This is a genomic window from Paenibacillus sp. ALJ109b (assembly GCF_010747435.1).
In the GTDB taxonomy this organism is placed as follows: Bacteria; Bacillota; Bacilli; order Paenibacillales; family Paenibacillaceae; genus Paenibacillus; species Paenibacillus taichungensis.
This window is the reverse complement of record NZ_JAAIFP010000007.1, coordinates 419887-432494: the sequence shown is the minus strand read 5'-3', so window position 1 is coordinate 432494 and position 12608 is coordinate 419887. Positions and strand designations below refer to the sequence as shown.

Annotated in this window: 10 protein-coding genes; all 10 read left to right on the top strand. The window is 47.4% G+C overall.

The window, feature by feature from the left end; genetic code table 11:
- Positions 1–35: 35 nt before the first annotated feature.
- The 10 genes from G3352_RS09550 to dnaB all read left to right on the top strand — a co-directional run bounded on the left by G3352_RS09550 (position 36) and on the right by dnaB (position 12549).
- The gene (locus G3352_RS09550; protein ID WP_163755979.1) at positions 36–926 is read left to right on the top strand and encodes a serine hydrolase; all 891 of its coding nucleotides are present in this window, start codon (positions 36–38) and stop codon (positions 924–926) included.
- 120 nt (positions 927–1046) lie between these two features.
- Entirely contained in the window at positions 1047–3467 is a 2421-nt protein-coding gene (locus tag G3352_RS09545; protein ID WP_240343007.1) for a S9 family peptidase, read from the top strand.
- Between the two features lie 237 nt (positions 3468–3704).
- Positions 3705–5297, top strand: a complete 1593-nt coding sequence (locus G3352_RS09540) for an MFS transporter (RefSeq protein WP_163755975.1) — start codon at positions 3705–3707, stop codon at positions 5295–5297.
- Between the two features lie 320 nt (positions 5298–5617).
- Entirely contained in the window at positions 5618–6652 is a 1035-nt protein-coding gene (locus G3352_RS09535; RefSeq protein ID WP_053781967.1) for an LCP family protein, read from the top strand.
- A gap of 184 nt (positions 6653–6836) precedes the next feature.
- A complete protein-coding gene (locus tag G3352_RS09530) occupies positions 6837–7262 on the top strand; it encodes a CBS domain-containing protein (RefSeq protein WP_063567369.1) in 426 nt (141 codons plus the stop codon).
- Between the two features lie 264 nt (positions 7263–7526).
- Positions 7527–7829 carry a MazG-like family protein gene (locus G3352_RS09525; protein WP_076287192.1) on the top strand — a complete coding sequence of 101 codons (303 nt, stop codon included), beginning with the start codon at positions 7527–7529 and terminating at the stop codon, positions 7827–7829.
- Positions 7830–7834: 5 nt separating this feature from the next.
- Positions 7835–8746, top strand: a complete 912-nt coding sequence (locus G3352_RS09520; RefSeq protein WP_163755973.1) for a DUF2232 domain-containing protein — start codon at positions 7835–7837, stop codon at positions 8744–8746.
- An 11-nt stretch (positions 8747–8757) separates the two neighbouring features.
- Positions 8758–10746, top strand: coding sequence for a DHH family phosphoesterase (locus G3352_RS09515; protein ID WP_163755971.1), 1989 nt, complete (start codon positions 8758–8760; stop codon positions 10744–10746).
- Complete coding sequence (rplI, locus tag G3352_RS09510; RefSeq protein WP_163755968.1) at positions 10743–11186, top strand: 50S ribosomal protein L9; 444 nt, start codon at positions 10743–10745, stop codon at positions 11184–11186. Before G3352_RS09515 ends, rplI begins: the two co-directional genes overlap by 4 nt.
- Position 11187: 1 nt before the next feature.
- Complete coding sequence (gene dnaB / locus G3352_RS09505) at positions 11188–12549, top strand: replicative DNA helicase (protein WP_062327745.1); 1362 nt, start codon at positions 11188–11190, stop codon at positions 12547–12549.
- Positions 12550–12608 lie beyond the last annotated feature (59 nt).

Below are 12608 nucleotides of genomic sequence, written 5' to 3'. Positions count from 1 at the left end.
TCACTTCGTCTATATCTGTAAGAGGTGATTTTCTGATGAAAAAGTGGTGGATACGGGCAGGAATGCTGCTGGCTCTACTGGTCATTATATATTTGGGTGTAAAACCGGACATGCTGGTGGGCAAACCGGGGATTAAAGCTGAGTCGGCTGTATTAATGGATATGAATTCTGAGCAGTTTCTAATCAACTTTAACGGTTCTGAAGAGATTGCACCTGCAGGGATCAGTAAATTGATGACAGAACTACTGATAATGGAAGCCGTGATCAACGGACAATTGCGTTGGGACGACCCAGTGAATATCAGCCTGTATGCAAGTTCAGTAGGTGGCACCCATCTGGGTTTGAAACAAGGCGAGCAATTTACTGTGCAGGAGCTATTCCAGATTGTAGCCGTCTATTCCGCGAATGACGCTGCTATTGCTCTGGCTGAACATATTAGTGGGACAGAGCAGACTTTTGCACAAAAGATGAATCAGAAGGCTGCCGAGATCGGACTGTCTGACAAGACGGTGTTTACCAATGCAACAGGTTTAAGCGAAAAACGACTTGGTCCGAATCGTCCCAAGGAAATACAAGGCCAGACTGTAATGACGGCTGTAGATGCATGCAAGCTTGCTCGTTATCTGCTGAATAACTACCCCGAAATATTGAGAGTTTCCAGCCAAATGCAGGTTTCGATGCACCAAAAAGGAATGTACATGAGCAACACCAACTGGATGCTGTCCTCTATTGGCGGACCTTATGCTTACGATGGCAACGATGGATTGAAGACCGGATATGATGAGGATTCCGGTTATCATTTCGTTGGAACGGCTGAGCGAAATGGCAAGCGACTGATCTCCGTTGTACTGGGTTCGGATAGTCGTGAGGGACGTTTCATTGAGACACGAAAGCTATTCAATTATGGATTTTCTGGTTCAAAGTAAGGGGTAATGGAACGTGGGGGCTCTACGCTGTTAACCAATGGTGGATCATGGTAAAATGATTTACGTATAATTCCAAATTATGATGTAATTCACTTTAAAGGGGGAACTAGCTTGAACGCAATGAGTAAAAAGGTATATGCTCTCACGCTTAGCATGGCGATGACAATCGCTCTAATTCAACCAGTGGTCCAGGCAGCAGAAGCGGTGAAGCCTACGGCGACAGTCGCTGAATCCATTGCTTCGAAGGCAACACAGACACTACAGCAACTGGGGTACATAGATGGCACAACAGATGGAATGAGAGAAACACAAACGCCAATTACTCGTGCTCAGGCGGCAATCATCCTGCAGCGTGTACTTAAACTGGATGCTCCAGCGTCTCTTACAGGTTTCGCAGATGTATTGGCTAAGGATGAAGCTGCTCCTGCCATTTACGCGCTGAAGCAAAGCGGTCTTATTCAAGGACAAGCCAAAGGGTATGCACCAGATGCAGCTCTCACAAGAGCACAGATGGCATCGTTGTTTACTCGGGCATTTGAATTGAAGGATAATGGCATTCAGGTTGTATACATTGATATGGCGCAGATTCCGAAGGTACATACGGAGGATGCGATTCGTCTGAAGCAGCATTTTATTATTGAAGGCAGTGCGTTTAACGCCAAAAATTCAGTGACCCATGGTGAGTTTGCTGATGCGTTGTACCTCGCTCTTGGACTTGATGTACAGTCAGAAGGTCTCACACCTCTGGAAGACTTCTTCAAACAGCCGGCTCAAGCAGGATTCCAAATGTCTCCGGATGGTAAACATCTGGCTTACATGGAGCCGTGGAACAACCGAATGAATATTGTGGTGAAAGAAAATGGTCAGGACAAGTCGGTACGTATCACAAGTGAGACTGAACGCAGTATAGCGGGATTTGTATGGGCGACGAAGGATAAGCTGTTATATGTAAAGGATGAAGCAGGGGACGAGAACTATCATATTTATGTAACGGATATCGATGGGAAGAACAGCAAGGATCTGACACCATATCCGAATACAAGAGCGATCCTGGTAGACTCGCTGGAGAATATTCCGGATGAAATTCTAGTAGGTATGAACAAACGTGATCCGCGGATCTTTGACGTGTACCGGATTAACATCAAGACTGGTGAGGCTGTGCTTGCTGCAGAGAACCCGGGTAATATTACGGGATGGCTCACGGACCATGAGGGTAAAATCCGTGTAGCCATATCGAGTGATGGTAACGTTTCTTCGTTGATGTATCGTGAATCGGAAGATAAACCATTTGAGAATTTGATGACCACCAAGCTGGGAGAAACATTTGCGCCGGTGATGTTCACGTATGATAACAAAAACATCTATGCTGTATCCAATCTGGAGCGGGATAAAACAGCGATTGTCGAATATAGCCCAAGCAGCAAAAAAGTAACGAAAACCATCTATGAAAACAAGGATGTGGATGTATCCAGTTTCGTTCCTTCTAAAGAAAAAGGTACAATCCTTGCAGCTGTCTATGAGACGGACAAGGTTAACTATGAATACTTCGACAATGATTTCAAAAAATTGATGCAGGATATTCAGGCAAAAGTTCCGGGTAAAGAAGTAAGCATTTCAAACATAAGTGAAGAAGGTCAGGTTCTGTTCATTGCATATAGCGATAAATCGATGGGTACGTATTACTTTTACGATTCCAAAACAGGTAAGCTGGATAAATTAGCTGATGCGGCACCTTGGATCGATGAGAGTAAAATGTCGGATGTAAAACCCATTACGTACAAGTCACGTGACGGTTTAACGCTTCATGGTTATCTGACCCTCCCACAAGGAGCCGAGGCTTCCCAATTGCCTTTGGTAGTTGTTCCGCATGGTGGACCTTGGGCCCGGGACTCGTGGGGTTTCAATCCTGAAATTCAATTTCTCGAAAGCCGTGGTTATGCCGTACTACAGGTAAATTTCCGTGGTTCTACTGGATACGGAAAGGAATTCCTGGATGCCGGCAACAAAGAGTGGGGTAAAGCGATGCAGGACGATCTCACAGACGGTGTAAATTGGCTAGTTAAAGAGGGAACGGTTGATACGAAGCGTGTAGCCATCTATGGTGGATCTTATGGTGGTTATGCTGCACTGGCAGGACTGGCATTCACGCCAGAAGTGTATGCCGCAGGAATTAGCTATGTTGGGCCATCCAATCTGTTCACGCTGCTGGATTCACTGCCACCTTACTGGGAGTCGGAGCGCAACATGTTCTATGAACGTATGGGTGATCCGGAGAAAGACAAGGAGCTGCTGACAGCTGTCTCACCACTGTTCCATATCGATCAGATGAAGGCCCCATTGTTCGTGGTTCAGGGTGCAAATGATCCGCGTGTCAAACAGGCCGAGTCTGATCAGATCGTTGAGGCTCTGCGCAAGCGTGGAGTTGATGTGCCTTATATGTTAAAAGCCAATGAAGGACATGGTTTCGGCAATGTTGAAAATCAACTTGATTTATATCGTGCCATTGAAAAATTTCTGAATCGTCACCTGATGCAGCAATAGTAGCTTAGTTCAACAAGAAGGCCGTCCCACGGGTTCCATTCAACCTGAGGGACGGTTTTATTTTGGAGCAGGGAATTGAATGAATGAGGTATACAAGCATATTAATAAATTGACATATGCAATCATTCTGTTTTAAAATGACCAGTGAGTCATTAATATTCGATTCGGTTTAATATATATGTATCATTACAGCCTTACGCTACTGGATTGCAATCTGATTTGGGGAGGAAACATGGGATGCAAAAACAAATGAAATGGCCGCTTATCCTATTTGCTATCGGGGTGTTTATGGCTGCGCTGGATAACGGAATTATTACGTCGTCCCTGACGACTTTAAATGCGTCGTTTGGCGTGTCGCCGACGTGGGGAGCATGGACAATCACGCTCTATACGCTCGGACTTGCGGTGAGTGTGCCGATTGCGGGTAAGCTCTCCGACCGTTATGGACGCAAGAAGCTGTTTCTGATTGAAGTGGCTTTGTTCGGAATTGGGTCTTTACTCGTTGCACTAAGCACATCGTTTACCTTCTTCCTGATTGCTCGTGTTATCCAGGCGCTGGGTGGTGGCGGGATTTTTATCATTGCGAGCTCTTACGTATTAAGCAAGTTCCCAGCGGAGCGTCAGGGCACAGCCTTGGGTCTTCTGGGAGGTATGAACGGGGTTGCGGCAATTCTTGGGCCGAATATCGGTGCTTTTATCCTCGACATTACGGGGAATTGGCATTGGTTGTTCTTAATCAATGTACCGATCGCCATTTTGCTGTTTATTGCAGGCATCCGTTATATTCATGAAGAACAGGAGCTGAGCCGTAAGGCGGTGGACTGGAGTGGTATCGCGGTCCTGACGCTGGGTGTGCTTAGTTTGATGTACAGCTTCAGCAACCTGGATGGCGTAAATATGCTGCAAAGTCTTGGCTCACCGACGTTCTATGGTTTCTTCCTGGCAGGTGTGGTCATTCTGGTGCTCTTCTACTTTCTTGAAAAAAGGCTGGAAGGATCACAACGTGAACCCGTTGTATCTACACAGCTTCTGGGCATTGCGTCCTTTCGTTGGACGCTGCTGATTGCCTTTTTCTCAGGAGCCATTCTGGCATCTGTGATCTTTATTCCAGGCTTTGTTGAGCAATACCTCGGGGTATCCAACACAGCCTCCGGCTACTGGTTTACACCGCTTGCTCTGGCTTCAGGCATTGGTGCGGGTGGTGGCGGTTATCTGGTTGACCGGAAAGGACCAATCTGGACGTTATCTGTAGCCGGATTGCTGTCAGCTATCGGCTTCCTACTCTTCCCGTTATGGGTAGAGCATATCTGGCAATTCGTGATTGCGAGTGTACTTGTGGGGATTGGCTTTGGTATGATGCTGGGAGCTCCAGTGAACGTACTCGTTACTGAGCAAGCGGGTGAGAACAACAAGGGCATTGCGGTAGCGACTAGTTCCTTGTTCCGCCAGATGGCAATGGCGATCGCGCCAACCATTTTTGCCGGTTTCCTGGCTCGTTCCTTCTCCAACCTGGGATCAAATATTCAGCAGGGTCTCGCAGATCAGGGCATTCAGGTGCCGCCCGAAGCGCTCCAACAATATGCGTCTGGCGGCGGTTCGGCTTCAGGGAGCGATATTTCCAGCTTAACAGAAGGACTGTCCCAAATTCCTGATCCGGGCATTCGAGATGTGCTGCTGCAGGCTCTACATCAGACAACCGGCGAGGGTTATAGTGGGCTGTTCTGGTCTGCGGTTATTTTCAGTGTACTCACGCTGGTCGCTGCGCTTATTACAGGACATCTGCGTCATAAAGAGAAGAGGAATCGGGTGGAGACAGCCTCAACAAACTGAATGGATGGCCATCCCACATCAAGAGAACAGTGCACCTTTTGCCAGTAAAAAAAGGGCGCTGTTCTTTTCAATTTAACCGTATTGTAACTTTTCATCATCCAGCAATGATTACAATAGAACGAGCGTGAGCGGCGTTTTCTTTTCAGATAGAGAAAACTTCAGAGAACACCGTGTCACCAGCCATTGCGCACGTTTAATGGTAAGTATATAAGTTGAACGGATCATTAACACTGTACCGTTGCGGGGTCAGGATAAGTTAAATTCAACTTATATCGTAGTAGTATCGAATTTCATTTTGACAGTGAAGAAGGAATCGATGGATGACAAGCAGAACTAAAGATAAGAAGAAGAAAAGAAGAAAAGGTCTATATATAACGCTCGTATCGCTCGTTGTTTTGTTAATCGGGGGCTATTTGTTTCGTCAGCAGCTTGCTGTAGCAGCCTTCGATCTGTTTCTTGCTGGTTCAGTTGAAGACCAATTGTCCCGGTCCTATGTTCCTCAGGAGGGCAACAATACGCCCGACCCAACAGTATATCGCAAAGAACCGTTCTCGGTGTTGCTGCTAGGCTCAGACAAACGTGCCTATGAGAAAACACGTGGGCGCTCAGACACGGTCATCTATGCCGTTGTTCGTCCAAAAGAATCCCGCGTACTCCTGGTATCCATTCCACGTGACACCTATGTGCAGATTGTTGGACGTGATGCCAACAAAGATGGCGAGGATGATTATGACAAACTCGCGCATGCCTACGCCTTCGGTGGGGAGAATATGTCTATCAATACGGTGGAGAAATTTCTCGATGCGGATGTAGGTTACTATGCAACGATTAACTTTGACGGGATCAAAAAAGTCGTTGATGCGCTTGGTGGTGTGAAGCTGCCGATTGATGAGGACATTGTGAACAAGAACCCAGAACATGTGCAGTTCACAATAGAAGGTGGTAAGCCGATCTATGACGGGCAGGAAGCACTTTACTATGTAAGATACCGTGAGGATAGTGATTTTAATCGCACCAAGCGGCAGCAGATTTTCCTGAATGCCATGGCGAATGAGATGCTTAATCTGAACGCCATCAGCAAAATTCCAGAATTGATTCAGATCATGGGAGACAGCTTCCAGACGGATATGCAGCCTTCCTTCATTATTGATCTGGCTAAGCAGGTACTGACTCAGGAAAAACCGCAAATCTCAAGCTTCACTATTTTGGGCGAAGGGATGCGGAAAGACGGAATTTATTATGGCAAGGCAGATGAGAAAGACGTCCAATATGCCAAAGAGCTGATTAACAACTGGATGGATGAGTCGACCCCAGCCGGTGAAGTGATGATTCCTGACCGGCAGAAGATCGAGTAACCAATTCCATACAGACGTTATGTTTTTGACAACTATCAGCAGTGCGTTTATTGGCGGGCTGCTGTTTTTTTTACTTTGTAGAAGGAATCATGTCCTTTTGGAACATCTTACGTTCTAATGCGTACTATGTAAGTTGAATGTAATAAGCTGACTGATGAAATTCATAAGGAGGATACTTAAGGGTATGAACATCGCATTTTTTTTGCTGCCCAAACAAGAAGTTACGTGCGTGACGTCGGATTCTACTCTGCGGCAAACGTTGGAACGGATGGAATATCATCGGTTCACGGCGGTGCCCATTTTGAATAAGGAAGGCAAGTATATCGGCACGGTTACCGAAGGTGACCTGTTGTGGTATATGAAGAACGCCGAGGGAAAGATCACATTTGAAAACGCTTCAAAATTTCTGCTCAAGGACGTTCCACTTCGGCTGGATATCAAACCAGTATCCATTGAAGCCAACATGGAGGATTTGATCAATCTGGCCAAAGTGCAGAACTTTGTGCCGGTTGTTGATGATATGGAGCGCTTCATTGGGATCGTAAGACGGAGCCAGATTATTGAGTATTGCGAGGGTATTGTAGCCAAGGAATCCATGAAAGTGAAGTAACTCGAAACAAATTTCGATATTGTTGCAGCAGCGTGGATAATCACAGCCGTCCGGTATCATGTTAAACTTAAGAAGAGCTGAACAAGAGCGAACTTAAATGAATTTTCCACAAGATAAAATACGAATTCGTTGTACGGGGTCCCCGCAAAGTACCTGAGATAAGTTTCGGAGGACTTCTCCGCTTTTTGGGGTAATTTTGCGGCCCCCCTTTTTATGCTATAATGGAGAATAAAGCTTTTTCGGGGGAGAGTGACTTTCGCCAATATGCCTAAAGAACTGGATGTAGCCAAACGCGCTAAAGTGATTGAATGGCTTAAAACCGAAGTGCTTGATCAGGTATCCCGATTATTCAAAGCGTTATGGGAAGGCAGTACAACCCGAATCGGGGACAGTCTCGCCAGTTTGATGATGAGTAGTTACATATTGGGCCGCAGGCTCGGTATTCCTTTCAAGGATCTGGATGCACTGCTTATTGAGAAATTGAAAAAGCATAAACAGGAAGGTCACCAGTTGGAAGATTGGTACCAGGATATTTCCGCACTAGAAGATCACATGCGTAAGAGGTGAATTTGTTGAAATTTAGCTTTAAATCAGCTGTCTGGAGCGCAGTATATCTGCTCTTGCTACTTTCGCTGTTAACTCCGTTATCGGTTTTGGCCATATTTTTCATGATGATACCTGGAGTTATTTTGTTTGCTTCATTACCGGTAAAATCATTCATATGGCATCTCGTCCCAGTAGCGATTATTTTGGTCATTTTTAGTCCGATTTATTTGTTATTACTGCTTTTGTTCACCCTGCCCGCCATTGTTATGGGCAATGCTTACAAGAAAAAGAAGTCGGCCCTGTTCGCCCTTATGGCAGGAAGTGGAGCCATGTTGGCCGAATATCTGTTGCTCCTGTTGATTGGAAGTGTGATCTTCCAGTTTGATTTGTCGAGTTATATTGATGATGTAGTCAGATTGACGATTGAACCCCTGACGAATTCATCCAGTCAGATGGTAAATGGGTTTGTATGGACACCTGAAATGACTCAAGATGTCGCAAGACAGACGCAGCTTATGATTCCATTCGCCTTGGTGGTCACGTCTCTGGTCATGGCTCTAATCACACATCTCATTGCACGTCCGATTCTGAACGTTATGGGTGTGGTTGTACCGAAATTTCCACCTGCGCGTGAATGGCGTATGCCGCGTGCCCTGATCTGGTATTACTTCCTGGCATTGTTGTTCGAAGTGATATCCAGACAGAGTGACGGATCGTACTGGACCATGATTGCCATGAACTTGTCGCCTCTAATCAATTTGGGCTTCATGATTCAAGCCATCGGCTTCTTCTTCTTTCTCTCACATGCAAAGAAATGGAATCCGGTTGTACCGTATTTGCTGGCGGCGGCAGTCTTCTTCATTGGACCGCTGCGGATTATCGGGATTATCGATCTGGCGTTCCCGCTTCGCGAGGCAATATCGAAACCAAAACGATAGGGTGATGAGTCATGCCTAAATTTCTGAAGAAACGCTGGCACGGCTACTATACCGTATGGGCGTTCATACTGCTGCTTCTGCTTGTTATGTTCGTGACCATCTACAACTGGACGCTTGGTTTGATTAGTCTGATACTGGCTTCGGCGCTGGGAATCGTCATGATTAAGGCGGAGCTCGCGTTCCGTCGTGAGCTTAACGACTACATTAATGGCCTGTCCATTCGGATTAAGCGGATGGAGGGGGAAGCGGTCAGCATGCTCCCATTTGGTATTGTGCTGTACAGCGAAGATCGTACGGTAGAGTGGCATAATCGCTTCGTCGCGGACATGTTCCAAGAGAAGACGATGGTAGGCAATCCGCTGCAAAATTTATTTCCCAAACTTCCTCAACCTAAGGAGAAGAAGGATGGGACCAAGGAGCCGTCCAAGGAACTTCATGACGAATTCCAACTGGATGATCGATATTATGGAGTTATCCATAATCCGCAGGAACGGTATGTATATGTCTACGAGATTACGGAGCTAGCCATTCTTCGTGATAAATATGAGAATGAACGCATTGCACTGGGCATTCTGGTTCTCGATAATCTGGACGAAGCAGCCCAAGGCATGGACGATCAGCAGCGGACTGCGCTGATTGCCCGTGTAACAAGTGAGATCACTTCCTGGGCGAAACGGTATGAGGTGTATCTGCGTCGTCTCTCCTCTGATCGTTATCTCATGATGCTGAACTATAGGTCTTTGCAGGAACTGGAGCAGAGCCGGTTTGTCATTCTGGATGAAGTGCGGGAGATGACCGCTGATCTTAAGGTGCCAATGACACTGAGTGTTGGACTGGCATTTGGTTCGGATTCCATCAGTGAGATGGGAGAACTGGCTCAGTCCAGTCTGGATATGGCACTTGGCCGTGGTGGTGACCAGGCTGCAGTCAAATCTGGACAACGGTTGTCCTTTTACGGTGGGAAGTCCAACGCGGTTGAGAAACGTACACGGGTAAGAGCCCGGGTTATCGCGCATGCATTGCGTGATCTGATGCAGGAGAGCGACCGGGTGATTATTATGGGTCACAAAATGCCTGATATGGATGCGATTGGCGCGTCTATTGGGGTATGGAAAGCGGCAAGTCTGTACAATGTGGAAGCACGAATTGTGCTGGATGGGCCTAATCCCTCCATTGAACGCATGATGGAACAGGTGAATAAGGATGAAAAGCTGTCCAAAGCCTTTGTGTCGCCGGAACAGGCAACCCAGATGATGACGGAGCATACGCTGCTCGTTGTTGTCGATACACATAAGGCATCCATGACAATGGAGCCGAAGCTGGTTCAATCCGCTACGCGTGTCGTGGTTGTGGATCACCACCGTCGGGGTGAAGAATTCATTAACGATGCAGTGTTGATCTATCTGGAACCATATGCCTCCTCGGCAGCAGAACTGGTGACTGAGCTTCTCCAATATATTCATGACAAGGTACAATTCACTCCACTGGAAGCGACGGCGTTATTAGCCGGGATTACGGTGGATACGAAGCATTTTGCTCTCCACACGGGATCGAGAACGTTTGAAGCGGCAGGCTTCCTGCGTCGTAGTGGTGCAGACACCATTATGATCCAGCGGCTGATGAAAGAAGATTTGTCAGAATATATTGCTAAGGCAGAAATCATAAAGCATGCTAAAATGGTATACGGGAACATTGCGCTGGCGGTCACGGACCCTGGCAACAAGATTCCACAGATGATGATCGCCCAAGTGGCGGACACATTGCTTAATATGACCGACGTGGTCGCTTCATTTGTCATTAGTGAACGTCCGGATGGACTGATTGGCATCAGCGCGAGATCGCTGGGGCGCATGAATGTTCAGGTGGTCATGGAACGACTGGGCGGTGGCGGACATTTGACGAATGCTGCCGTGCAGCTTGAAGGAACGCTTGGAGAGGCGGAAAAACGGCTGACGAACGTACTGGCTGAAATCGAAAAGGAAGAGGGTTTGTTCGAATGAAAGTCATTTTTATAAAAGATATGAAGGGTCAAGGCAAAAAAGGACAAGTGAAGGAAGTGTCCGAGGGATACGCACAGAACTTCCTTCTCCCACGGGGAATCGCACGTCCAGCAACAGATGGTAACATGAAAACATTGGACAACCAGAAGGCAGCGGAAGACAGACGTAAGCAGGAAGAGAAAGCAGAAGCGGAAACTCTGGCTAAAAAGCTTGAAGCTGAAGTGACTGAACTGAAAGCAAAATCCGGCGAAGGCGGCCGTCTGTTCGGGGCAATCACGAGCAAACAAATCGCAGAAGCTCTGGCAGCGAAAGGTCTGAAAGTCGACAAACGCAAAATTGAGCTGGACGAGCCTATTCGCACACTCGGCGTAACACAAGTCACCGTCAAGGTTCACCCTGAAGTGAAGGCTACCTTGAAGGTACAGGTAACGGAAGAGTAAGATGGGCGGCGAAATGTTATTCGACCGGATTCCCCCACAGAACCTGGAAGCCGAACAGGCCGTGCTGGGTGCAATCCTGTTGCAGGGCGAAGCCCTGATTACAGCGATGGAACGGGTGCAAACCGAGGATTTCTATGATAAACCCCATCAATTAATTTTTGAAGCGATGATCCAGCTTGGCGAGGGAAACCAACCGATTGACCTCGTGACACTGACTTCGCTGCTGAAGGATAAAGGCGAGCTTGAGGACATCGGCGGCGTCAGTTATCTGGCGAAGCTGGCTCATGGTGTTCCGACTGCCGCGAACGTGGATTATTACGCTCAGATTATCGAAGAGAAATCCATGCTGCGTCGCCTGATTCGTACGGCTACGCAGATCGTGAGTGAAGGATACACGGGTGGTGAGGATGTCGCGGCTATGCTTGGAGAAGCAGAGCGGCGCATTCTGGAGATTTCCAACCGACGTTCCAGTAGCGGTTTTATAGCCATTCAGGATGTACTGATGGAAGTATTCGACCGCGTGGAGACGCTGCATCAGAACCGGGGAACGACGACGGGTATTCCGTCAGGTTTCATCGATCTGGACAAGATGACCGCCGGATTCCAGCGTAGTGACTTGATTATTGTAGCTGCACGTCCATCTGTAGGTAAGACCGCCTTTGCCCTGAATATCGCTCAGAATGTAGCCATTCGAGCGCAGGAGACGGTTGCGATATTCAGTCTGGAGATGTCAGCCGCACAGCTCGTACAGCGTATGATCTGTGCAGAGGCCAATCTGGATGCGGGTGTCATGCGTATGGGTGACTTCAAGGGTGACGAAGATTGGCAGAAGCTGACGATGGGTATTGCAGCCTTGAATGAAGCCAATATCTACATTGACGATACACCAGGGATCACCGTGGCTGATATTCGTGCTAAATGCCGTCGTCTCAAGAAAGAGAAAGGCCTTGGCATGATTCTGATCGACTACCTTCAACTGATTAGTGGACGTGGTAAAGCCGGCGAGAACCGTCAACAAGAGGTATCCGAGATCTCACGTACCCTGAAACAGATTGGCCGGGAACTAGAAGTTCCGGTTATTGCCTTGTCTCAGCTGAGCCGGGGTGTAGAGCAGCGTCAGGATAAACGTCCGATGATGAGTGACTTGCGGGAATCGGGTTCGATCGAGCAAGATGCCGACATCGTTGCGTTCCTGTACCGGGATGATTACTATAACCAGGAGACCGAGAAGAAAAACATTATCGAGATTATTATCGCCAAACAGCGTAATGGTCCGGTAGGCACGGTGGAACTGGTCTTCCTGAAAAACTTTAATAAATTCGTTAACTACGAGCGGGCACATAATGATGCCTTTGCCATGTAGGGGACAGGCACAGACTGCTTCGGTAGGGAAGTGAAATCGTCTGTCCCCGACATCAATCA

Excerpts from the sequence above, each read along its gene's own strand:
- G3352_RS09545 (WP_240343007.1), top strand. The coding sequence starts at position 1,047 with ATGAGTAAAAAGGTATATGCTCTCACGCTTAGCATGGCGATGACAATC.
- G3352_RS09515 (WP_163755971.1), top strand. The coding sequence starts at position 8,758 with ATGCCTAAATTTCTGAAGAAACGCTGGCACGGCTACTATACCGTATGG.
- G3352_RS09530 (WP_063567369.1), top strand. The coding sequence starts at position 6,837 with ATGAACATCGCATTTTTTTTGCTGCCCAAACAAGAAGTTACGTGCGTG.
- G3352_RS09535 (WP_053781967.1), top strand. The coding sequence starts at position 5,618 with ATGACAAGCAGAACTAAAGATAAGAAGAAGAAAAGAAGAAAAGGTCTA.
- G3352_RS09540 (WP_163755975.1), top strand. The coding sequence starts at position 3,705 with ATGCAAAAACAAATGAAATGGCCGCTTATCCTATTTGCTATCGGGGTG.
- rplI (WP_163755968.1), top strand. The coding sequence starts at position 10,743 with ATGAAAGTCATTTTTATAAAAGATATGAAGGGTCAAGGCAAAAAAGGA.
- G3352_RS09550 (WP_163755979.1), top strand. The coding sequence starts at position 36 with ATGAAAAAGTGGTGGATACGGGCAGGAATGCTGCTGGCTCTACTGGTC.
- G3352_RS09525 (WP_076287192.1), top strand. The coding sequence starts at position 7,527 with ATGCCTAAAGAACTGGATGTAGCCAAACGCGCTAAAGTGATTGAATGG.
- dnaB (WP_062327745.1), top strand. The coding sequence starts at position 11,188 with ATGGGCGGCGAAATGTTATTCGACCGGATTCCCCCACAGAACCTGGAA.